General features: G+C 45.6%; 20 protein-coding genes. 9 read left to right on the top strand and 11 right to left on the bottom strand.

Annotation, left to right across the window (positions count from 1 at the left end):
• Window positions 1-13 precede the first annotated feature (13 nt).
• On the bottom strand, window positions 14-631 hold the full coding sequence (rhtB, locus tag ACED41_RS18590; protein ID WP_017061024.1) for a homoserine/homoserine lactone efflux protein: 618 nt from the start codon (window positions 629-631) through the stop codon (window positions 14-16).
• 81 nt (window positions 632-712) lie between these two features.
• On the opposite strand from rhtB, the gene ACED41_RS18585 reads away from it, so the two are divergent.
• Both ACED41_RS18585 and ACED41_RS18580 read left to right on the top strand, forming a co-directional pair.
• Window positions 713-1,693, top strand: a complete 981-nt coding sequence (locus ACED41_RS18585; protein WP_017061023.1) for an alpha/beta fold hydrolase — start codon at window positions 713-715, stop codon at window positions 1,691-1,693.
• A gap of 182 nt (window positions 1,694-1,875) precedes the next feature.
• Window positions 1,876-2,703: a Cof-type HAD-IIB family hydrolase gene (locus tag ACED41_RS18580; protein ID WP_017061022.1), complete on the top strand. Its 828-nt coding sequence runs from the start codon at window positions 1,876-1,878 to the stop codon at window positions 2,701-2,703.
• Between the two features lie 87 nt (window positions 2,704-2,790).
• On the opposite strand, the gene ACED41_RS18575 is transcribed toward ACED41_RS18580, so the two are convergent.
• Window positions 2,791-3,258, bottom strand: a complete 468-nt coding sequence (locus tag ACED41_RS18575; RefSeq protein WP_017061021.1) for an EVE domain-containing protein — start codon at window positions 3,256-3,258, stop codon at window positions 2,791-2,793.
• A gap of 39 nt (window positions 3,259-3,297) precedes the next feature.
• On the opposite strand from ACED41_RS18575, the gene ACED41_RS18570 reads away from it, so the two are divergent.
• The gene (locus ACED41_RS18570; protein ID WP_371725448.1) at window positions 3,298-4,842 is read left to right on the top strand and encodes a COG3650 family protein; all 1,545 of its coding nucleotides are present in this window, start codon (window positions 3,298-3,300) and stop codon (window positions 4,840-4,842) included.
• Window positions 4,843-4,844: 2 nt separating this feature from the next.
• Window positions 4,845-5,441, top strand: a complete 597-nt coding sequence (locus ACED41_RS18565; protein ID WP_017061019.1) for a tRNA-uridine aminocarboxypropyltransferase — start codon at window positions 4,845-4,847, stop codon at window positions 5,439-5,441.
• A 145-nt stretch (window positions 5,442-5,586) separates the two neighbouring features.
• Here the strand turns inward: ACED41_RS18565 and ACED41_RS18560 are convergent, their stop codons facing one another.
• The 8 genes from ACED41_RS18560 to ACED41_RS18525 form a co-directional block, all read right to left on the bottom strand.
• Window positions 5,587-8,067 (bottom strand): EAL domain-containing protein, encoded by a 2,481-nt coding sequence (locus ACED41_RS18560; protein ID WP_017063759.1) that lies wholly within the window; start codon window positions 8,065-8,067, stop codon window positions 5,587-5,589.
• A 192-nt stretch (window positions 8,068-8,259) separates the two neighbouring features.
• On the bottom strand, window positions 8,260-10,758 hold the full coding sequence (locus ACED41_RS18555) for an EAL domain-containing protein (RefSeq protein WP_371725447.1): 2,499 nt from the start codon (window positions 10,756-10,758) through the stop codon (window positions 8,260-8,262).
• Window positions 10,759-10,928: 170 nt separating this feature from the next.
• Window positions 10,929-11,645, bottom strand: coding sequence for a 5-amino-6-(5-phospho-D-ribitylamino)uracil phosphatase YigB (gene yigB, locus ACED41_RS18550; RefSeq protein WP_371725446.1), 717 nt, complete (start codon window positions 11,643-11,645; stop codon window positions 10,929-10,931).
• Window positions 11,646-11,660: 15 nt separating this feature from the next.
• Window positions 11,661-12,593: a tyrosine recombinase XerC gene (gene xerC / locus ACED41_RS18545; RefSeq protein WP_017061015.1), complete on the bottom strand. Its 933-nt coding sequence runs from the start codon at window positions 12,591-12,593 to the stop codon at window positions 11,661-11,663.
• Window positions 12,562-13,260 (bottom strand): DUF484 family protein, encoded by a 699-nt coding sequence (locus ACED41_RS18540; RefSeq protein WP_017061014.1) that lies wholly within the window; start codon window positions 13,258-13,260, stop codon window positions 12,562-12,564. The genes xerC and ACED41_RS18540 overlap by 32 nt, the downstream gene beginning before the upstream one ends.
• A gap of 44 nt (window positions 13,261-13,304) precedes the next feature.
• Complete coding sequence (gene dapF / locus ACED41_RS18535) at window positions 13,305-14,135, bottom strand: diaminopimelate epimerase (RefSeq protein ID WP_017061013.1); 831 nt, start codon at window positions 14,133-14,135, stop codon at window positions 13,305-13,307.
• A gap of 11 nt (window positions 14,136-14,146) precedes the next feature.
• Window positions 14,147-15,400: a diaminopimelate decarboxylase gene (gene lysA / locus ACED41_RS18530; RefSeq protein ID WP_017066756.1), complete on the bottom strand. Its 1,254-nt coding sequence runs from the start codon at window positions 15,398-15,400 to the stop codon at window positions 14,147-14,149.
• A 42-nt stretch (window positions 15,401-15,442) separates the two neighbouring features.
• Window positions 15,443-15,655 (bottom strand): lipoprotein, encoded by a 213-nt coding sequence (locus tag ACED41_RS18525; RefSeq protein WP_029235158.1) that lies wholly within the window; start codon window positions 15,653-15,655, stop codon window positions 15,443-15,445.
• Between ACED41_RS18525 and cyaY the strand changes: the two genes are divergently transcribed.
• Window positions 15,635-15,949 (top strand): iron donor protein CyaY, encoded by a 315-nt coding sequence (cyaY, locus tag ACED41_RS18520; protein ID WP_017061010.1) that lies wholly within the window; start codon window positions 15,635-15,637, stop codon window positions 15,947-15,949. The genes ACED41_RS18525 and cyaY overlap by 21 nt on opposite strands.
• Before the next feature lie 72 nt (window positions 15,950-16,021).
• Here the strand turns inward: cyaY and ACED41_RS18515 are convergent, their stop codons facing one another.
• Window positions 16,022-18,550: a class I adenylate cyclase gene (locus tag ACED41_RS18515; protein WP_017066755.1), complete on the bottom strand. Its 2,529-nt coding sequence runs from the start codon at window positions 18,548-18,550 to the stop codon at window positions 16,022-16,024.
• 344 nt (window positions 18,551-18,894) lie between these two features.
• On the opposite strand from ACED41_RS18515, the gene hemC reads away from it, so the two are divergent.
• Genes hemC through ACED41_RS18495 form a run of 4 tightly spaced genes read left to right on the top strand, consistent with a single transcriptional unit; the run spans window position 18,895 to window position 22,991 of the window.
• On the top strand, window positions 18,895-19,833 hold the full coding sequence (gene hemC, locus ACED41_RS18510; RefSeq protein WP_017061008.1) for a hydroxymethylbilane synthase: 939 nt from the start codon (window positions 18,895-18,897) through the stop codon (window positions 19,831-19,833).
• 2 nt (window positions 19,834-19,835) lie between these two features.
• Window positions 19,836-20,564 carry a uroporphyrinogen-III synthase gene (locus ACED41_RS18505; RefSeq protein WP_017061007.1) on the top strand — a complete coding sequence of 243 codons (729 nt, stop codon included), beginning with the start codon at window positions 19,836-19,838 and terminating at the stop codon, window positions 20,562-20,564.
• A gap of 19 nt (window positions 20,565-20,583) precedes the next feature.
• Window positions 20,584-21,810 (top strand): uroporphyrinogen-III C-methyltransferase, encoded by a 1,227-nt coding sequence (locus ACED41_RS18500; protein WP_017061006.1) that lies wholly within the window; start codon window positions 20,584-20,586, stop codon window positions 21,808-21,810.
• Window positions 21,810-22,991, top strand: a complete 1,182-nt coding sequence (locus tag ACED41_RS18495) for a heme biosynthesis protein HemY (protein WP_371725445.1) — start codon at window positions 21,810-21,812, stop codon at window positions 22,989-22,991. Before ACED41_RS18500 ends, ACED41_RS18495 begins: the two co-directional genes overlap by 1 nt.
• Window positions 22,992-23,816 lie beyond the last annotated feature (825 nt).

Below are 23,816 nucleotides of genomic sequence, written 5' to 3'. Positions count from 1 at the left end.
TCAGTCGCTTAATCTAAGCTTTCGCGGCAGCTAGCAAAGCACCGCAGCCCATGAACATACCACCAAATATTTTATTTATCTTACCCATTATGCGATCAGAGCGAATAAAACGTCCCATTTGTGACGCTAATGAGGTGTAACCCAACATAACAACGCTATCAATGAATACTGTCGTCACACCTAGCACTAATAACTGAGGTGCTTGAGGTTGTGTAGGGTCAATAAACTGAGGAAACAAAGCCACCAAAAACACGATTGATTTCGGGTTAGTTAGGTTGATAAGCACAGCGTTTCTCAGCAGTTTGCCACTCGACAGAGTAGAGCTTTCTTCAGATGCTACTAGGCTCGAGCTATCACGCCACTTTTGAATACCTAACCAAAGTAAGTACACCACGCCGACCCACTTAATGATGGTGAACGCCAACGCAGACTTAGCAACGAGTGCACCGATACCCGCGCCCACCAGCATAATGTGAAACGCAAGACCAAGCTGTAAGCCAACAATTGATGCGAGTGACTTTTTAGTGCCATAGCTAAGCCCATTACTGATTGAGTTAACGGTACCCGAGCCCGGAGCCAAGCTAAACAAAATCGCTGTGACAACATAAGCAAGCCAAACATGAGTATCCATTTGCATTTCCTTACTAGTTCTTTAATCTAACAACATTAGTAGCAATAAAGCTCTCACACGCATCAGTTCAGGTAATTTCCCATGGAAAACCACAGCGAAGCCACCTTCCCTTACACTCAAGAACCTCAGTTCGATCATGCGATTAAACACCCGATCAACGCTCTTTGGCAACAAAGAAAAGAGGGGTTTTTAACATCGTCTGGTAAAAAGAAACTGTACTGGTGCAGCCTCACCTCAGAAAAGCACAGCAAAGCTATTGTGATTTCAAATGGCCGTATCGAATGCTGCCAAAAATACCAAGAAATCTTTTATGATTTTTATCAACAAGGCTATGACGTTTATTCATTTGACCACCAAGGTCAAGGCCAGTCTGAACGTATGGTAACAGACTCTGACATTGGTCACATTCATGAGTTTGATGATTATGAATCTGACATGTCTGACGTCATTGCCAGTTTTGATCTCAGTAAGTATTCCAATCGCTACCTGCTCGCACACTCAATGGGCAGCACCATAGCCACTCGCTACCTACAAACCCATCCAGACCACCCGTTTGATAAGGTGACTCTGTGCGCTCCGATGTTTGGTATCAATACCGAGTGGTACCTGAAACCTATCGCGATGATCGTTGGACAAGTGCTTACCGCTTTTTATGCCAAGCCAACTTACGCGCCGGGCCAGCAAGCATATTATTCGAAGCCTTTTGAAAACAACTTACTGAGCCACAGTAAGGTTCGCTATCAGTGGTTCCGCCGCTTATATGACGAGTCTCCATCTTTGCAGGTGGGTGGACCAAGCACGCGTTGGGTGTGGCAAGGGTTAATGGCCGCCAAGCAAGCAATTCAACAAACTCGTCAAATCAAGATCCCTCTGCTATTGATTCAAGCTGGGGATGAAAAGATTGTCAGTAACAGTGCTCAAGTAAAGTTCATATCTAAGCTGAAGAAAACCAACTCTGATTGTCAGTTTAAGTTGATTGAGGGTTCTAGGCATGAGGTGTTGTTTGAGCAGGATGAATATCGCAATCAAACACTGGATGCGATCAATCAGTTTTTCGCCTAGAGCTAATAGGCTAAGCAACCTACCAAGAAAATAAGCGCTAAAGAGGAAGAGAAGTAAGTGAGCTTTGCCCTCTTTTCTTGCATGAATTTGGCATACAATTTCTACCTAGAGATATTGTAGTTAAAACGATTCTAGCGCTGGCTAGCGTCAATATTGGTTAAGCATTTTGCAATGAGGGTTAAATGAGTATTCCTGCACTAAAAGATTCCGTGAAAATTGTTGCTTCTGATTTAGATGGTACGCTTTTGGCTCCCAACCATCAGCTAAGCGACTTTACCAAGCTAACGCTTAAGAAATTACACGACCAAGGTTATACCTTCATCTTCGCAACGGGTCGCCATCACGTCGATGTGGCGGGTATTCGTCAGATAGCAGGTATTCCGGCGTACATGATCACTTCAAACGGTGCACGCGTGCATGACCAAAACGATCAACTGATGTATAGCCAGAACGTACCTCAGGAACTCGTTCAGCCAGTTATTGATATTGTGCGCCAAGATCCAAACCTCTTTATTCACATGTACCAGAATGAAGATTGGTTACTAGACCGTGAAGATGAAATGTTGGCTAAATTCCACAGTGAGTCTGGCTTTAGCTACAAGCGCTTTGAAGCTGAAAACGCACCAAGCGAAGGCATCGCGAAAGTCTTCTTCACACATCCAGAACAAGACCACGAATATCTCGTCACGTTTGAACAAAAGCTAAGAGATGCTTTTGGCGACAAACTGAACATCGCCTTCTCTACACCTTGGTGTCTGGAAGTGATGGCAGCTGAAGTCTCTAAAGGCCACGCTCTAGACGCTGTTGCAAAATCACTAAACCTGACTCTGGATAACTGTGTTGCCTTTGGTGATGGCATGAACGACGCTGAAATGCTGGCTATGGCGGGTAAAGGTCTAATCATGGGTACATCACATGAGAAAGTGATGAAAGCACTACCTGACAATGAAGTGATTGGCAGTAACGCAGACGATGCCGTTGCTCACTACCTAGAAAAGCACCTGCTCTAATCTCGCTCGTTGAACAGATCTGAATAAATAAAAAGGCAGCCAACTGGCTGCCTTTTTTGAACCTTACGTAAAAAGCTCTCTCTAACGCTATCGAGAACCTAACACTTCTTTGCTTAAGATTGCCTGCCACTCTTGTTCGGTAACCGGCATGATCGATAAGCGATTACCGCGTTTCACCAAGGGCATTTCGGAGAGTTCAGGCATGGCTTTAAGCGTAACCAAAGGAATCAAGCGCTCAGTCACTCGCACAAACTCGACATCCACCATGATCCAGCGTGGGTTATCGGGTGAAGACTTAGGATCGTAGTAATCACTCTCAGGGTCGAACTGAAAGTGGTCTGGGTAGGCTTCTCTGGTTACTTTAGCGATCCCCGCTACGCCAACTTTTTTACATGATGAGTGGTATATCATCACCAGATCGCCAAGCTTGACGTCATCACGCATCATGTTTCGAGCCTGATAGTTGCGTACACCCTCCCAACAAGAGGTTTTTTGTACTCTAAGAGTCTGAATAGAGAAGGTGTCGGGTTCTGTTTTAAATAACCAATATGCCATAATAAATCCAATTAACGGTTGCTCCGAGGAAGATATAACATGAAGGTAATGAAAAACCCAGTGACATGGCTAGTCGCGTTCGCTCTACAAGGCTGTGTTACGGCACCTGATACGCCGCAACAACCTGAACAGCCCCCAGCAAACTTGGATGAGCCACTGAGCATTCAACCGCAAACCTTCATCATGCGTGGTCAGGTGGTGGTTGGCCATGAAAGCCGAACCTTCACTCCTTGCGGTAGCCAACAACAATACTGGTTAGACTTATCTCCAGAGTTAGCGTTAGAAGCACAAGGGCTCTCAACGAGACCTTACCAAGCCTTATATGGCGAGCTGATTGGTCACCTAACCGTGCCGAGCCAAACGGGTTATAACGCAGATTTCACAGCGCGTTTCGTGGTTGACCAAGTGAACATCCTAACCGCAGAGAACCCTGAGCGCTGCGACCAACCACTGCGTTCAACACGAGTATTCGGTAATGAACCCTTCTGGTCAGCAACCTTCGATAAAGACCAGCTGAAATATACTAAGATGGGCGAACAGCCACAAACCCTCGATATTGAATCAAGCCGCACCACACCAAGCAGTCGTGATTACCAATTAGAAGGTAAAGCAGCGCAAGGCAAACTCAACCTTACAAAAGAGAGCTGTAGCGACGGCATGAGCGATTCTATCTATGGGTGGCATGCCAAGCTTAACCTCAATGACAGTAACTACAATGGCTGTGCGACGGTCTCTAACCAAGATCCAACGCTGGACTGGAGCGGACTCTACTTCGCTAGCTCAACGCAAAACTCAGGGTTCTCTATCAACCTTGAACTCAACAATGACCACAGTGCTATCACGACTTATTCATACAGCAATGGAGACCCTTCTATTGTTGAACAAGGCTTCTGGCAGCAACTGAACCAAAATCAGGTACAAGTGGTTATGACTCGCCACCAGCAACAATATTTGATCTCCGAGCGCATCTTCACACTCGATAATGGCAAGCTAATCGCTGAAAAAGAGAAAGTGGGCAACGTGGTGTATCCGATTGCCAATGGCGGTCTGGTGCTATTCGAAGCTAAGAGTGCGCAAGCACAAGTAAACACCACCACTAACGTTGATCTAACCGCAAAGCAGGTGAACTCCAGCGATCAACTTGATCCAAAAGTCGACCAAGCGATCCGCGAATACTTTAAGATCAACAACAGCTCACCTGACGACACTAAATACCGCTGGTTAACCTACGACCTCAACGGCGACGGTAAAGAAGAGCTGTTCGCCCAACTCGATTGGTGTGGTTCTGGTGGCTGTACACTGCTAATTTTCGAAAACCATCAAGATAACTGGCGCTTCAATAGCCGAGTGACACTGGTTAAGGGCGACATACGCTTAGGTAAATCGCAAAACCACGGCTGGCAGGATCTGATCTTCAATGTCAGTGGCGGCGGTGCAACACCGGCGAAACACACACTTTCATACTCTGGTGTCAGCTACCCGCTAAACCCAAGTGTCGCTCCAGTTGCAGATGATGCTGATATCAGCGACGTGGTTTTGTTTGCTGATGGTATCTCACCCGCACAAAGTGGAGTGAAGTTGTAAACATGAGTAACCAACAAGCTTGCCATGGTTGTAGCTTCACTCACCAATGTATTTGTCACCTGATACCTAGTGTCGCAAGCCAAATCGATCTTGTACTGCTCACTCATGAGAATGAACTGTCACGCGATACCAATACAGGGAAGCTGCTTCAGCAATCCCTTGATCAGTGTCAGTCCATTGTATGGCAAAGGAAAACACCACCAGCGGAGCTCATCGCACTGCTTGACGATGAAACACGACAACCGTTTCTTTTATTCCCAAGTGATCAAAGTGTCGAGTGCCAGCAAGCTGTAATGACCCAAGCCCAGAGCCGTAAGCCGCTATTCATCATCTTGGATGGCACATGGCAAGAAGCGAAGAAGATGCTTAACAAGAGCTCGTGGTTACAAGCCGTTCCGCAAGTTCACCTCGATATTACCAGCGAATCTTCATACACCTTGCGCCGCAACCAAGACAGTGGCCACTTGTGTACTTGTGAAGTGGGTATTGAGTTACTCAAATCTTTAGGTGAAAGTGAATCTGCCAAGCTCATTGATGACTACTACCAGCATTATCTAAAAGTGTTCCACGCCGACAAGTGTGGCCACGCCCTCAAATAGACCAAGCAGGCGCGCGGGAAGGTAAAAACACATTTCGGGACGAGACAGACACTAAAAACAAAAAGGGTGAGCCATAAGCTCACCCTTTTTACATCGTATTTTCGTTATTGAGCCAACCAGTGTTTCACGTGAAACGCTCGCTCCATCAAAACAAACGCTGAGGTTGACCAAAGTAATACCCTTGCAAGTAATCGACCCCCATGTCTTCAGCAATACGGCACACCTGCTCATTATGAACGAACTCCGCCACCGTCTTAGCATTCAGAATCTGGCATAAGCTCACCAACTGCTGAGCGATCTTGCGCTGCTTTTTATCTTTATCAATATTGCGAATCAAACTGCCATCAAGCTTGATCACCTGTGGTTCTAGCTTCAATATCTCATCAATGTTCGAATAGCCCGAACCAAAGTCATCAACAATAATATTCACACCAAGATCGCGGAAGTGATTACACACCTCAATCAAGCGACCGTAATCCTGAATTTGTTCCGTTTCTAACACCTCCAAGCCAATACGCTGTGGGTGACTGATTTTCTTGATCGCTTGTTCAAGGTGAAGAATGGTTTTCTCATTGCTGAAATCTTGTGGCGCTAAATTAATTGAGAACGAATCGGTTCGCTGACTCATAAAATCGAAGGTGCGCGTTATCATCTGACGACTGAGGCGTGTATAGAGATGGGTTCCTTCAATGATTGGCAAGAACTTACCCGGTGCAATTAACTGACCGTCCTCTTCAATTCGAACCAAACACTCGTAGCTCTCTACCTGATGACTGTGTGCTGAAACTATGGGCTGAGAGCACGCCACAATATTCTGATTAAGCACCGCGCGACTCACGCACGACAGCCAACCAAGTTGCTCTTGGCGATGCTTCTCCAATTGAATGAGTGCCTTGGCGCTCACTAGGTGCTTGTTCTGGCTGACAGCGCTGCGCCTCGCATCAATCGCCTTCAACAATAAGTCATCAATAGAGGTAGTCGGGAAATCTCGACGGCTGGCGATACCCGCACAGATAGACACCGACAAGTAATCAATATCGGGTAAACCGGTAGGCTCAAAATTCACATGCTCGGTTTGATCGGCAAATTCCGAGAATCGCTGATGAATATGTTCTTGGCTCGCCCAACTATCAAACACCACCGCCCACTCACCAATACCGATACTGTAGAGCTGACAGCCCTCATCAAAGAACTGCCACAGCGCCTTTTGAAAGTACTCACTCAAATCATGCAGAAGCTTGTCACCCACTCGATAACCATACTTCTCATTGATCTGACCAAAGGTCGTGACCTTCAAAGCTAGTAAGTGGCTATCACTGCTCATCTTCGACAGTTTCTCACGCAGCACACTTCGATTGGGTAAACCTGTACGGTGATCAATTCGATAGCTTGCCGTCAATGCAGTGGCTTGCTGCTGAATCTTACTCGCCATGCTGTTGTTCATGTCATCGACATCAAGCAGTGCATTTCGGATCAATGAAAACAGAGGGGATATGTTGGTCGCGGGTTGCGTCTCTAATGGCAATACCGCCTTACCCTCGCCTTCTCTAAGCGCAAGATAAGTGAGGCTATGGTGCAAGATTCGCTGTTGGCCATTCTCTTGATAAAGTTCTCCCATGCAGTAAACACCATAGCTGTCGGCCAATTTTTGGAAAACCTCAACCTCTTGGTTGCCATCAATAAAGTCGATACGAGATGTACAGTTATAAATGAAGAACTGTTCTGGCCTATGAGAGGCGATCTGCTGCACGCCCAGTCGTATCTGCTCTAAGGTCAGTGATGGATGGTCATAACAAAACCGGACCTCATCGCCCACTTGGAACAGGCCGCTGAATTCTATCTCTCCACTTTCCGTTACCTTGAGCGGTAAGTGAATGTTTTGCTCTTTCGGGTCACCGACCATCAAGGGAAAGTTATGCAGTTGCTCAAAAGGCACTTCGAGGCCATCAGCGAGGTAACGATTGTAGAGTTCGCGAACAGGCATCCCATCCAGTTCCAACAACCGGTTCTCTTGAGCACCTGTCACTCGAAAAGTTCGACCAATCGGATTCCATTCAGTGTAGTAACCCTTAGCGATGGAGAGCTCAACACTGTGCAGCGCCAACATCACATAGGCATTTTCATAGCAAATGCCGTCTAACATCACCCATCGCCCATTATCTGTGATGGTCGATGCACCGCCACAGATCGGTAATGAATACATCGACTGCTCAAACGCTGAAAATAGATCTCGGTTATTTATCTGCAAGCGGTCTGCGAAACAGATGATGCTTTGAGTATTATCATTGCACTCAAGCTGTTGCCACATAGCGTGGCTATCGAGCAATGGTTGTTCGCTATATTCGACAACACCACAAGAGTAAGACGTCGCGTCAAAGCGGGTAACAATCAGATAAAGACCTTGGTGCAGGATGACACCTTGACTAATGTAGTGGTTAGCACTGCAACCAATCAATTTGGCATTGGGAAAAGTCGATTGAATCACTTGGCAGGCAGCCAAAACAGAACCTTTCTCGAAAGACGAAAACACCTGAATCAGTAGGCTTTCATGTTGATGAAAATCTATCTTTTCCAATTCACGTTGGGTTTGCTCAATGTCTTGTATCAGGAGAGAAGTCGACTGCATATTCACATTAATCGTTACGTTAATGATTTATTATTGTGCTTATTATAGATAAGGCTTGCACGGAATACTTGCGATCGCGTTATGAATAATGTGACCTTAGTTAGACATCATTCATTCCGCCAAAAAGCAGTCATTAATGGCGGCGCAGTACTTTTATAGCCAGTCGTTACACAATGCGGGAAGCTTTAACTGCTAAAACAGTCGCTTAGGCTCACCGAAGTAGTAACCCTGCAGATAATCGACACCCATTTGCTCTGCTATCTCACAAACCTGTTGGTTATGGACAAATTCAGCGACCGTTTTGGCATTGAACACTTGGCACAAACGAATCAACTGAGAGGCTATGTTTCTTTGTTTTTGATCTTTGTCGATATTACGAATCAAGCTACCGTCGAGCTTAATGATCTGTGGCTCAAGCTTAATGATTTCCTCGATGTTGGAGTAACCAGAGCCAAAGTCATCAACAATGATTCTCGCCCCGAGAGCACGGAAGTGATCACACACCTCAATCATGCGACCATAATCTTTAATCTGCTCAGACTCGAGAACCTCTAGGCCAAGTCGAGTGGGATCGTTCATAGCACTGATGGCGGTCTCGAGCACCTCAAGCGTCTTGTCGCTCAACAAATCTTGCGGGGATAGGTTGATAGAAAATGGGCTTTGCTTATCCGCCATATAACCTATGGTGTTCTTAATCATGTGTCGGCTGAGGCGAGTGTAAAGGTGCGTGTCGGCAATGATAGGTAAGAACTTACCTGGTGGCACAATGGTACCGTCTGACTCCATGATTCTGACCAAGCACTCTTGGCCAATCATTTCGTGCGTAACCGACTCCACAATTGGCTGGGAATAAGTGATGATGTTCTGATCTAAAATCGCACGACTTACACAGCTCAGCCAGCCTAGTTGCTCTTTGCGATCTTCTTCACTCACCTGAATGTCTTTAGCATTGGTGATGTGGGTATTGTTACGTACTCCATAGCGTCGAGCTTCGATCGCTTTCAATAAGATCTGGTCACCACTGTCGGTTAAGAAGTCACAACGACTAGCAAAGCCGCCACACAGAGAAACTGACAGGTAATCAATATCAGCCAAACCATATGGCTCAAAATTTATGTGTTCGATGTCATCGGCGAACTCAACGAAACCTTCTTTTATTTTCGTACTACCAACACTAGCATTGAAGATAATCGCCCACTCTCCAACACCAATACTGAATAGCTCTACCTTCACGCGAGGCTCTTTAACCACACGAAGCTGTAATCGCTCGATAAAGTGATTAGACAGATCGAGTAGCAGCTGATCCCCCACTTGATAACCATACTTTTCGTTAACCTGATGGAAGTTGGTTAGCTTTAAGGTCAGCAGATGTTCACTGAACAGAATCGTATTGAGGCGCTCTTTCAGTACGATACGGTTCGGCAAACCAGTACGCGAGTCAATGCGATAGCTTTCGGTTAAGCGACGCGCTTGTTGATGGAGTTTCTTTTCCATCTGAGTATTCATACTGTCGAGATCAGCGACTGCATTTCTGACTAGGTTAAGCAATGGCGACACGGTTGAGCCACACTGAAAGTCTTCGCAATGAAACTCTTTAATCTCGTCAGACTCGCGCATAGCGATATAAGTCAAGCTGTGGTGCAGTATCTCTTGGCGGTCTTCATTACGGTATAGCTCCCCCATGCAGTAGGCACCACATGTATTCACTATCCCTTCAAATGGCTTGAGCTCAAGTTTACTGTCGATAAATTCAAGTCGAGATACGCAGTTATAAATGATCACCGATTCAGGCTGATGCATGGCTAGCATCTCGGCACCGTGGTGCACCTTTTCTGCAGTGAGCGATGGGTGGTTATAACAAAACTGCGCCTCTTCACCGACATGCCAAGGGCTATCAAACTCAATACTGCCATCATCATTAATACGTAGCGGCGTCGAGATACCCTTCTTTCTGCCAAGTTCTCGATAAAGTGGAAAGCTCATCAGTTGACTGAAAGGGAGATCTTTGCCATCCGCAAGGTAATGTTTGAATACTTCAATAGCCGGCTTGTCGTTCAATGCGTATAAGCGATTTCCGATTGCGTGTGTGACTCGTAGCTTCATCCCAATCGGGTTCCACTCAGAGTACGCGTCCGACCAAACCTTCAATCTTGGGTTAGTCAGAGCCACCGCCACGCAAGCGTGTTGGTAGGTCTGTTCGTTATGCATAACCCAACGCCCGTATTCATTCTCATGACACAAGCCACCAGCAACAGGCAATGTATAGGGTAGGTTTTCAAAAGCGCTATAGATAGGGTAATCACGACCTTCAACCTGATCGCATAGGCTGATGACCGTTTTAGCATCTTTCGAGAGGTCTAGTTGAGAAGCGAGCTCTTGGCTGTCTTGGTTTGGGTTGCCTGTAAAAGGCTGAACCGCGGAGGTTAAACGGGTTTCATTAAACTCACTGATAATGATTAAGGTACAACAACTCTCAAGACAATTGTCACAGATAACATGACGAGCACTCTGGCCAATTAGGGTGGCATTACTTAGACGATTGAGAGCAACACTCGCGATTCGACGAGCCACATCAGAAGATTGAGCAGAGAAAAGTTGAATAAGATATTGTTTGCTGTCACACCACTCTCGCTGATCAAATTGAGATCTAAATAGCTCCTCAGTATTTGCGAGAAATGTAAATGTTTGCATGCCAACCCTTGATCGAAATAGAGTGAAGTGAAGAACCCGCAACCACTGCTATGACTGAAATGAATCGATAAAAAGTAGTCGCCAATTATACTAGCCTAAACAGGCATTTAATTGCGACTAATGTAACAATTCAATATCATAAATGCGACACAATAAGCTTACAGAGGTCTTTAAATTAGTCGCATAAGATCGCTAAGTTGGTCTATTTCAACATCAGGGAGCACACTCGCCTTCGGGGAGCGGTATAAATTGGAACCAGTGTCATTAAACCAGCACGCTTGGAAGCCATTTTGCTTGGCTCCATAGACATCCGTTTTGAGGTGATCGCCAACATGAAGAATATTCTCAGCGTCACAACCTAGGTGTTGCTGAGCTTTTTCAAACATATCTGGATAGGGTTTTGCTCTGCCATCAGGGCCGGCTTTAAGGATTAATTGAAAGTACAGCCCTAAGCCAATTTTGTGTGGATCGACATTGCCATTGGTAATCGCAACCAGAGGAATACGTTGGCTAAGTTCAGTCATCACTCGATGCGTTTCTTGAGGGACATCGACTTGATTACGCAACCACAAGGCATGCTCAATGCCCTCTCGAGCCGCTTGCTCTGCTTGCTGCAGAGAGTAACCCAATTGCAGCAAACCACTCTTAATCTGAGTTTCACGCCACACGGTGACATCATGTTTCAAAGCTGGGTTTTCAGATGCGACTTGCTGCTTAATGCCCTGCCACTCTTCAAGCGATAAAGAAGCCGACACTGAGTGCTTTTGATAAAGCCACTGTGCCATCTCTTTCTCAACCTTCATGATCACAGGCCAGTTGTCATACAGGGTGTCATCCAAGTCAAAGGTCATGGCTTTGATGGGCTTTAACCCTCGATAAATTCGCATAGTAAACCCTTTAATCTAATCTTTATTCTTCTTACGAGCTCTCGGGTGAGCCTGATCATAAGCTTGTGCTAAGTGTTGGAAATCTAAGTGGGTATACACTTGGGTCGTCGAGATGTTTTCATGGCCAAGCAACTCTTGCACAGCACGAAGATTTTGGCTCGATTCCAGCACATGCGTTGCAAAGGAGTGACGCAGTTTATGCGGGCTGATGTGGCTCGCGACAGATTGCTTCTTGCCCCACTCTTCCATGCGCTTTTGCACGCTGCGGTGAGAGATACGAGTCCCGAGCTTAGAGACAAACAGCGCGGTTTCACCCGGTGAAGCCAATTCACCACGAACTTTGAGCCATTTATCGACCCACTCTTTAGCTAAACCAGAAAAAGGCGCTTTGCGTTCTTTGTCGCCTTTACCAATCACTCGGATTTCGCCTTGTCGACCCAACACATCTTTCAGATTGATGCCGACCAGTTCTGCCAGTCGTAATCCAGCACCATACATCACCTCCATCATCGCTCGATCACGAATCGACAATGGATCGTCCTCATTCACATCAAGCAGTTGACCCACTTCATCAACATCGAGGTTTTTAGGCAAAGGGCGTTGTTTGCGAGGTGCAGAGACACCTTTGGCTGGATTGGCGGTCATTTCGCCACGCAACACAAGGAAATCAAAGAAGCTGCGCAGTGACGATAAGCGCGTTGCAATGCTGCTCGCTTTCATTCCCTCACGCATGCCTTTACTGGCCAGTTGTCTGACCCACGCCGCATCGACTTGACCCCAATCCTTTAGCCCTAGAGTGACTAAATGACCGGCCATGGTTTCAAGTTGTTGTTTGTAATTACGTTGGGTGTGTAGGCTGAGTCCCTTCTCGCTTCGGAGATATTCATAGAAGCGAGAAAGTGGCTTTTGAAGGCTGTTAGGAAGAGGTATTTTGGGCTCTAGGCTCATTATTTATCTGCCAAGGTAAGGTGTCCGCCAAATGAGCGACAACAAGTGCTAAATGGCGTAAAAAGAGCGTATCCATATGGGGTTGGAAATGTCCGCCATCTTCACTAGAAAAGGCGAGCAAACCCAATGGAGACTGCTTAGCAAGCGGTAGTACTACATAAGAGCCTAGCTCTGGAACTGGATAATCACCAAACAAATCGTGTCTGTCGGCTTTTCTCAAGCGTCCAAGATAAGCATCTTTGCCATTGAAATGGTTAAGCGAAAACTTAGAGTAACCCTCAGCACTCAACTGATAAAAGCCAGATTGCGAAAGAATACGAACATGAGCCTTAAGCCCAAGATCTAACGCTTTTTGTTCAACGGCTTTTATCACCTGCATGAAGTCACTGCATTTCAGCACTTGCGCTTGCAGATCCATAAACTCATAGAAGGTTTTATCGTTATTTGCTGCCAACGACATCAAGCCAGTGATCTCTTCTTCAAGCTCTTCGATTCGATGACGTTGGCGTTTAAGCTGAACCTCAACCAGAGAAACAGCGCCCTGCTCAACGTTATTGATAGCAAGGCGATCAACCAAATCTTTTCGGTCTTGGAAAAAATCTGGGTTATCACGTAAATATTCCGCGACCACTTCTGCGGTGAGTGCGTCGGCTTCAACGTAAGACAAAACCTATCCTTTATTTTTATGAATATATTTGTTTTGGGTCGTTATTAGCAAGAAAGTTGACCATCAAACACATGCGTTGCAGGGCCGGTCATAAACAGAGGTTTACCCGGGCCTTGCCAGCTAATGTGTAAGTCACCGCCTGGTAGACGAACCTTCACATTCTCAGCCAGTAAGCCTTGAGTGATACCCACTGCAACTGCGCCACACGCTCCGCTGCCACATGCCTGAGTTTCACCCGCGCCGCGTTCGTAAACACGTAGACGAACTTCTTCACGGTTAACGACCTGCATAAAGCCAGCATTAACACGCTCAGGGAAACGTTCATGTGATTCAAGTAGTGGGCCTAAGGTGTCCACATCAGCCGTGTCGACGTCATCAACCACGGTAACCACATGTGGGTTACCCATGCTTACCGCACCACAGAATAAGGTGTGTACATCCGTTCTTAGGATATACGTCTTCTCTGGCTGCTTGGCCTTGAATGGAATCTTGCCGGGTTCGAACTCAGGAATGCCCATGTTCACCGTGATCAGGTCATTCTCTTCAATCTTGAGAACCATTTTACCTTTCTTGGTACTCACGTTGATGCTGTACTTATTCGTTAAGCCTTTCATGCGAACGAATCGTGCAAAACAACGTGCACCATTGCCACACTGCTCCACTTCACTGCCATCCGCATTGAATATGCGGTAATGGAAATCAGTTTCTGGATCATAGGGAGCCTCAACCACAAGTAGCTGATCAAAGCCCACGCCAGTGTGACGATCCGCCAAGCGACGGATCAAATCTGGAGAAAAGAAAATATTTTGAGTAATGCAGTCCACGACCATGAAATCATTGCCCAAACCATGCATTTTAGAAAAGTGGAAGTGCATAACGCTTAAAATTACTCCGGAAGAATGTTTTCAAGTTCCCACAGACTCGTAAGCTCTTCACGCTGACGAACCAAGTGAGTTTTATCGCCATCCACCATCACTTCAGCCGCACGCGAACGAGTGTTGTAGTTAGATGACATCGCGAAGCCATAAGCACCCGCTGAACGAACTGCTAGCAGATCACCTTCTTCAAGAACAAGGTCACGATCTTTACCTAGGAAGTCGCCTGTCTCACAGATTGGGCCAACCAAATCGTAAGTCACAGTTTCACCCTGACGAGGGCTCACAGGAACAATATCCTGCCAAGCTTGGTAAAGTGCTGGGCGCATTAGATCGTTCATTGCTGCATCGATGATGGCAAAGTTCTTGTGCTCTGTTGGCTTGAGGAACTCGACTTTCGTTAATAATACACCAGCGTTAGCAGCAATCGCTCTTCCAGGCTCGAAAATCAGCTCTAGATCAGAATGATTGTCTAAGCGAGCCAATAAAGCTTTCGCGTAGTCAGAAGGCTGTGGTGGTAATTCATCACGATAAACCACACCCAAACCGCCACCGACATCAAGGTGTTTGATGTTGATACCGTTAGCACGTAGCTGGTCGATCAGCGCAAGCAGGCGATCGGTTGCATCGATGAAAGGTTCGATATCCGTTAACTGAGAACCAATGTGGCAATCAATACCATGGATAGACAAGTTATCGAGTGTTTTTGCAAACTCATAGACAGCAGGAGCACGGTCGAAAGCGATACCAAACTTGTTATCACGCAGACCAGTAGAGATATAAGGGTGAGTGTTCGCATCAACGTCTGGGTTGATACGCAGTGAAATCGGCGCTTTAACACCAAGCTCACCAGCTACTTTATTCAGTCGCTCTAGTTCTGGTTCAGACTCTACGTTGAAACACTTAATGTTCAACTCAAGCGCACGCTTCATTTCAGCGGCTGTTTTACCGACACCAGAGAATACAACTTTTGCTGGATCGCCACCGGCAGCAACCACACGCTCTAGCTCACCGCCAGAAACGATATCGAAGCCAGAGCCCAAACGAGCCAAAGTATTCAACACGCCAAGGTTTGAGTTAGCTTTAACGGCATAACACACCAAGTGCGGATGCTCACCAACCGATGAATCAAACGCATTCCAGTGGCGTTCTAATGTTGCACGAGAATATACATACAGCGGTGTACCATATTGCTCTGCTAGTTGTGAAAGTGCGACGTCCTCAGCCCAAAGCTGGCCATCTTCCTGATAGTTGAAGTAATCCAAAGTTCTTATCCCTTATAAATAACGATTTCTGCGTGTTTTCACTTATTGTGATTGTTCGGTTTGCTGAACTTCATCAGGATCGTACAAAGGACCCGTTTGACCACAACCAGAAAGTCCAATAACGGACATCATAAATAGAGCAGCAATTAATTTTTTCATTTTGCATATCGTGATTATTAACTCAATGCCCCCTATAATCGCACCACACTCAGGAAAAGCAATAGGATAGAAAGGATGAACGAGACTGAATTTCATCAGCTGGTCGATATACAGATGCAAAACATCGAAGAAGCTATCGATGAATCAGAGGCAGATATTGATTACGAAGTGACTGGTAACGTGATGACGCTGGAGTTTGAGAACCGCAGCCAAATCATCATTAACCGCCAAGAACCAATGAAAGAAATCTGGTTAGCGTCTAAATCTGGTGGCTTTCACTTCAAGCTAGTTGACGACAAGTGGACATGTTCAAAGACGGGCATGGAGCTGTTTGAGATGGTTAAAGAAGAATGCGTGAAGCACGCAGGTGAAGCGATCGATTGGGTCTAATCATTTGTAAGCAAAACTAAAAAGGAGTGAATCAATCACTCCTTTTTTTAAAATCAATCGGGCTTAGTAAGACTAGATGTTAACTATCTTTGAGCTCCGAGAAGCTAAAGTTGCATCGTTACGATAAGGCACAACGTAAGAATTGCCTTCTTCAGGATGAACGATTTGGTAGTACTGAGGTAGGTTAAAGTTAATCAACTTAGACGACATCTTCGACTCATCTTTTACCGATGTGTAGAAAGAATTCACGCTCGCGATCATCTCATCTTTTTCACCGCTGTACTGGTGGTAGACCTCAACTTGGTTCGACTCGTCCAATACATAAATATTGAAGCCTTTGTCAGTATCTTCGAAAAAGAACTGAATCAAGCCCTCACTCGCAAAACCATCCACCACTTCTGGTAGCTGATACTCTTGCTCTTTATCGAGCATCAGTAAAGGTGAGCCTTTGAGCTTATTGGTTGAGATGCTACGGTAGAAATCGACCGAGTTTTCCAACATCTGTACCGACACACCACGACGTTCGAAGAACAGACCAAACATCTTATTAGCTAAACGAATAGCCTTAAAGCGGCGGCGCTTCTCGGGTTCAATCGGTTTCAATCGTAAATCGATACACTCAGCAAGCAGTTGATACACCATGTTACGCATCACACCACGCAGGTTTTTGCTGTAACAGAACACATCAACCGATTCTGGCGGTAAAGCATCTTGGTGCATTTTGCCAAGTACCGTCTTCAGCGCATCCAGCATTGCCGTATCACCTTGGAAATGCAGCGTACGTACTTCATGCCAAGAGTTACGATAAACTAAGTCGACACTGCCGACTAAGCTCTTACCTTCCTCACCAAAGCTGAAGATATCGGCGTTCTTGAGGTCCACTTTTAATGCACGACCACTTAATTCAGACGTCGGGTCATTTTCAAAGTTGATGAACATCGCTAGCTGGCTTATCTCACACGGGCTCGCCAGTGCTTGCATACTTGGGCGACGCTTACGCAAAGAAAACGTATTACGCAGGTCGCTCACCATTTGATAGAACTTATCGATATCGATGTGAGCGTCACGTACCACAGAGTGCAAACGTGTCGACTCGGTAATCAAGCCATTAAAAAACGACCATGCTACCAACTTACTCAAGTACTCATGGTGCTCTAGAGAAGGCTGACCAAGAATACGATGCGCTACCAGTGGCTGCTTATACAAGTACCAACCGGCTTTATTCGACTGACCCTGACGAACTTCGATGAAGCTCAAGTCTGGTTCATGCAGATCAGGAGAGATTTGTGGGTTCAGTAGTGTCACTTTACCCGGCAACACCTCAAACGCAGCGTAAAGCTTACGAGCCAAGATACTGATATCTTGTGGGCTGATTGCCGAAGTGATGTCGTTACGACGCGCAAATTGAATCAGATTACGGTAGCTCAGCATCAAGGCATCAAGCAGTGCATGGTGCACCACTTTAACCTGCTCAACCTTCCAGTTACGGCGGTTATCGAGCTCAGCAATGGTTTCATGTCCCCAATTCCAAGACTTAGTCATCTCGGTTAAGGCTTCACGACGCCACGCAACGGAGCCAATGCCCGCATCTCGTGACAACTTCTCGTGGGTCTTAAGATAAAAACAGCGCCTCACCAAGTCCAATCGAGTATGGTCGTTAATACGCTCTAGGTAGCGCGTTACCTTCTCAAGCATCAGATAGTAACTATCCATGCCATACAGATCCGGTTCATCCGCGAAGAAGCGACGCTTGGTATCAATACTCAGCAGTTGGGTGTTTGGGTATTCCCATGAATAGGCTTCTAACAGGATCGCCTTCAAAACCGATTTATACGGTGAGTCGATACTCTTATAGAGCTGCCACAGGTTTGAACCAAAGTACTCTTCAGCGGGAATGCGATTCAGCTTGCCGAAATCGATCCACTGCGAGCAATCAAGATAGCCATCCTGACACAAACCTTGAACATACTCGTCGTAACACTCTTCCATTTCTGGCGGAATGATTTGCCACAACAAACGCTGACCAGCCAAACGAACCGCAGAGCGATAAAACTCATCAAGCAATAATAAGTGCTGTGAAGAACCACAGTTATCGCCGGTCATCTCTTCTGAATGGTTCGAACGGAAACGCTCTTCATCCATCAAGAAGAAGTTCGCTTCTACTCCCAAGGTTTCAGCCCAATCGGTAATCAAGAGACACTTGTTGGTTAGGCTATCGCGAGAGGCGCCATCCATATCCGGGGAAACACACACCCAGATATCAAGATCACTTGAAGTGCTTTGACCAATAGAAGAAGTACTACCCATGGTGTACAAGCCAAGGATTGCTGGTTCATCCGTCTCGGTGAGTTTGCCACCCAGCGTTAATTCGGTATCAGAGACAAATTGCTTTTGGAATTCATTAAGCGTGAAGCTACGAATTCCAAAAGGAACTTGTTGGTCATAATAACCAGGCATCATCGGGTGATTGAAGTGAAGCAGTGCGGGAATAAGGTTGAATACTCGCTGGCCTTGCACATTCATCAACGCCAACGCACGATCAATGCGCTGCTGATTTAGATTGTCTAATCGTTGAATCAAAGTTTGAGTGTAAGCCTGCAAGGTAAGTCCTTGGTTTGAGGTTAAGTGCAGTTCTGTTTAGTTACTGAACGAAAGGAGCAACAAAACGTGATCAATTTAACACTTTTACCCTTAATGGTAAAGCAAAGGAACCCGTCATACTGGTCAATTCCTTGATGACAGAAAGTTAAACTCACGGCGCCGTAGTGTCCTCTTTATTGACTATTTCTAATAATAGCCCATGTTTCAAATGAGATACTAATCACACTATTTTGGTGAACTCATGAAAATCTCTCAGCTATCAAAGTATGGAATGATCAAACAGTAAGAATTCTCGCCTCATAATGGTAGGATTAGGCTATTACAGAACCTATATCGGAAACACCATGACAAATTCAGCACCAATCCGTATCGCGACCAGAAAAAGCCCTCTTGCCCTTTGGCAGGCATACTTTGTAAGGGATGCACTGCAAGCTGCTCACCCTGGTTTAGAGGTTGAGTTGGTAACTATGGTGACCAAAGGTGACATCATCCTAGACACTCCGCTTGCTAAAGTGGGTGGTAAAGGACTGTTCGTTAAAGAACTTGAAGTAGCCATGCTAGAAGGTCGTGCTGACCTAGCGGTTCACTCAATGAAAGATGTACCTGTCGACTTCCCTGAAGGTCTAGGTCTGGTAACAATTTGTGAGCGCGAAGATCCGCGTGACGCTTTCGTATCAAACACTTACAACAACATCGACGAACTCCCACAAGGTGCTGTCGTGGGTACGTGCAGTCTGCGTCGCCAATGCCAACTGTTAGAATACCGCCCAGATCTGATCATCAAAGAGCTGCGCGGCAACGTTGGTACTCGTCTAGGTAAACTCGATGATGGTCAATACGATGCGATCGTACTGGCTGCTGCAGGTCTTAAACGTCTAGAGCTAGAAGAGCGTATTCGTAGCTTCATCGAACCAGAGCAGTCTCTCCCTGCTGTTGGCCAAGGCGCTGTTGGTATTGAGTGTCGCCTTGATGACGAGCGTCTGATTAAACTCCTTGAACCACTGAATCATAAAGACACGGCTGATCGTGTACTGTGCGAACGTGCAATGAACCTTACCCTAGAAGGTGGCTGTCAGGTTCCTATCGGCAGCTACTCATTATTAGATGGCGAAAACATCTGGCTACGTGCATTAGTTGGTGAACCGGACGGTTCTAAGATGGTTCGTGGTGAGATCTCTGGCCCTCGCAAAGATGCAGAAGCACTTGGCGTGACTCTGGCAAATCAATTGCTGGATGATGGCGCGAGAGAAATCTTAACCAAGCTCTACGTTGACCAAGAATAATCATGACAGTGTTGGTGACTCGTCCCGGTTCAGAGGGACAATCGCTTTGCCAACAACTAGCGGATGAAGGGGTTCAAGCAATCCATCATCCGCTGATTCGTATCGTGGATAATCCCAACTCTGCGGATTTAAGCACCCAGCTTAATAACAGCGATATCATTATTGCAGTCAGTCACCACGCCGTGGCGGCTGCCCAAAGCATCCTTTCAAAAACCTCATCCATTTGGCCTACTTCGCCGCTTTATCTTGGCGTTGGTCAAAAAACTGCGCACGTTTTAAGCAAAGTCTGTAAACAAAAAGTAAACTATCCTCAAGTTAGTGATAGTGAACATCTTCTTAAACTTACTGAACTTAATGGCGTAGAAAATAAGTCCATTTTGATACTACGTGGCAATGGTGGGCGTGAGCTCATTAGAGATTCTCTACTCAATCGAGGTGCACAAGTCTCTTATTGTGAGACCTACCGTAGAGAATATATTCCTATTAGCGACCACAATACCTATCAAACATGGATAAACAAAAAAACGTCCAAAGTTGTCATCACTAGTCAGGAACAATTGGAGTATCTCTGCTCAATTACCCCTGATGAGTATTTGGCTTGGCTTTCAACAAGACATCTATTTGTCCCAAGCCAGCGCATTGTAGAACGAGCACAACAACTCGGCTTCTCGAATGTGACCAATACTCACAGTGCTACGAACCAAATATTACTGGCTGCTCTCCGGCCCTAGCTAGAAACAGGAAATAAGCATGACAAGCAAAAAAAATAATGAGCATATTGAACCTGAAAAGAAACAAGATACTCAGCCAGTAGTTGTTGAAAACGAAAAAGCTGACTCTACAGAGACAAAACAACCTGAACAGAAGCTTGATGCCTCTGCTTCAAATACCGCTAAAAATGAGCAGCCTCAAGCTGAGCATAAAGAGCAAATAGAGAAAGCAGAAAAGCAAGGTAAGCGCGGTGTCAAACTAGGCGCTATTGCGATCGCTATTTCAATTATCTTCAGTGGCGGTATCGCATTTCAAATGCAGCAAAAGAGCGCTGAATACTCGGCTCAAATAGCCGCTCTTCAAGCACAACTTCAAAATACCCAATCTGCGGTAAATAAAGACCTACAAACCATCAAGCAAGAGACTATCCAAGAAGCCTCACACGCGGTGGAGAAAACTCAGGTCGTGCAATCTCAACAGCAGAAGAGCATTCAAAGCCTGCAGTTAGCAGTGGCTGACGTGAAAGGTCGCCGCCCGAATGACTGGTTGCTTGCTGAAGCTGATTACCTTGTGAAACTAGCAGGACGTAAACTGTTCCTCGAGCATGATGCCGTTAGTGCAACCAAACTAATGGAAAGCGCCGATCAACGTATCGCCGCACTGAATGACCCGAGCTTAGTGTCACTGCGTCAATCAATGACCAATGACATTACCAAGCTTCGCACTATTCCTCTGATCGACCGTGACGGCTTAGTTCTGCGTATCACAAGCTTGCAACAGCAAGTCGATACACTGCCGCTTGCCAATGCGATTCTTCCGGAAGCTGCGGTTGTTGAGAAAAAAGCGGTATCGCAAGATATTAATGATTGGCAGAACAACCTGATGACGTCGATGAAAGACTTCTCAGAAAACTTCATTACCTTCCGTAGTCGTGATGGCGAAGTTATCCCTCTACTCTCTCCTGAACAACACTTCTACCTGCGTGAAAACATCAAAGGTAAATTAGAAACCGCGATTCGCGCCGTCTACAAAGAACAAGGTGAACTCTATAGCGCAGCTCTTAATACCGCTAGCGAGTGGTCGAAAGCGTATCTAAACCAAGATAACAACTCAGTGATTGAATTTGAGAAAGCGATTAAACAGCTAAGTGAACAGAACATCTCTGTGAAATATCCTGTAAAGCTTGAATCTCAAAATGAGTTGTCAGATGTGATACGTGAGCGCCTACGTCGTGAAGTCACCGTTATGACCACGGAGGAAAAATAATGATTCGTTGGATTTTTCTTTTTCTCGTTCTAGGTGCTGGGTTAATTGTTGGTACTCAGTTCTCTGGTCAACAAGGCTACGTTCTGATCTCAATTGCGAATAAGACTATTGAGATGAGCGTGACAACACTGGTTATCCTTGTCATTGCTCTTCTAGCGGCTCTATTCGGCTTAGAGTACCTATTTAAAAAGCTTATGTACGCAAGCTCGACAACTTGGAACTGGTTCAGTGTTCGTAAGCTGAAACGTTCTCGTCGTTATACCAATGAAGGCATTATCAAGCTACTTGAAGGTGACTGGAAAGGCGCTGAGAAGAAAGTAACTCGTTGGGCTAACCATCACGACATGCCTCTACTTTGTTATTTAGTCGCTTCTCAAGCGGCGCACGAACAAGGTAATACGAGTGAGCGTGATAAGTACATCGAGCTTGCTAGCCAACAGGACGACTCTCTACTGGCGGTTGAGCTAACTAAAGCTAAACAGCAAATCAGCGAGTCAAACTACGAAGCTGCATTCGATACACTTTCTACCCTAAAAGGCACATACCCTAATAACACTGCTGTACTTGGCCTGCTAAAAGCCACTTACTTGCAACTGAAGTTATGGCAGCCATTGCTAGAGTTAACGCCTAAATTAGTTAAGAACAAACTTCTAACAGCTGATGAGCAACGTGAATTAGAACAGAAAGCACAATGTGGATTACTTCATGATGTAGCTCAACAACAAGGTAGCGAAGGTTTAATCAGCCATTGGAACAAGCTTTCAAGAAAGCAGAAACAAAGTTCGCACCTTGTATCTTGCTTTGTGAAGCAACTGATCGCTCGCAAAGCTGACTCAGAAGCGTTCACAGTGATCAAAGAGAACATTGCGAAGAGTGGTTCAAATGAGCTCTACATGTTGCTTCCAGAGTTGAATCTAGCCGATCACCACCCAGTAGTGGTCATGCTAGAACGTGCAATCAGTAAAGACAGTGGTAATGCCGAAGCACACAGCGCTCTGGCTCAGTTCTACTTAAGAGAGCAGAAGTGGGCGGAAGCACAAAGCCACTTCGAAAAAGCCCTAGCACTTCGCTCAAATGTTTCAGATTACGGATATCTATCTGACGCCCTAGAGAAGCAAAACTTAACGAAAGCAGCTCACGAGGTTTCTCGTAAAGCGCTCGCTCTAGTTCAACCCGCTTAATTCAAAGTGACTCAAACTAAGCCGATGTCTAACATCGGCTTTTTTGTATCTGTTACTTATCCCTAGATAACTTCTACAATACCTATAAACCAAACGCCTCGAACCCTACCCATCCAATGCTACCAAACCAACTAATCATGAAATTGCTCAATCGGGCCTCTCAAACAGACGGAGAACGACTTTAATTATGTCTGTACGTAGTTTTACCATTCTTATAAACAACCCCAGAGAAGAGACTCAGGAAGAGCCATAGAGAAAAGTGACACCTTTAAGCCCAAGATTAAATGAGTCTCACCTTGAAAGAAGGCGTTTAAAGATATTTACCCGCAGACAGATACCCACTTAAAATCACGCTGAATTAACAATTAAATAGACATCAATGTTCCAACTATAAACCGTTATAACCGGGGAGTTCACGTAACTGCCTGTAGATTCATCTATTAAGTAGAAGGGATATAGCAAGAGTTACCGACCAACAAAACCTTGTTATTAGAAACGAGGCATTTTTATCAGCCAGTTCAAATTGGTAGGAGATAGAGCTTTCAAGATGCTCTGGAAAAGTTAATCATCGAATCAATAGCCACAAATATAAACCTACGTAATCAAGCGCTGTTAGAGAGAGCAGAGCTTGATAATAAATGTCGGAATATCAGAGCTCGAGATCATCGAACGGAGAACGCTTCTACAAAACTCGAAGACGAATACTAAACTCAGATACTGGAAACGACGAAAGCCTAGTCGTCAGACTAGGCTTTCTGATATGTGCCGGAATAATACCAATTAAAGTAAAAATGTGATCTAATTAAGATTGATGAATTATTGTGA

The sequence above is a fragment of the Vibrio sp. 1F255 genome, assembly GCF_041439145.1.
Taxonomy (GTDB): domain Bacteria; phylum Pseudomonadota; class Gammaproteobacteria; order Enterobacterales; family Vibrionaceae; genus Vibrio; species Vibrio crassostreae_C.
Note: the sequence above shows the minus strand (reverse complement) of the source record. Positions and strands in the feature narration are given on the sequence as shown.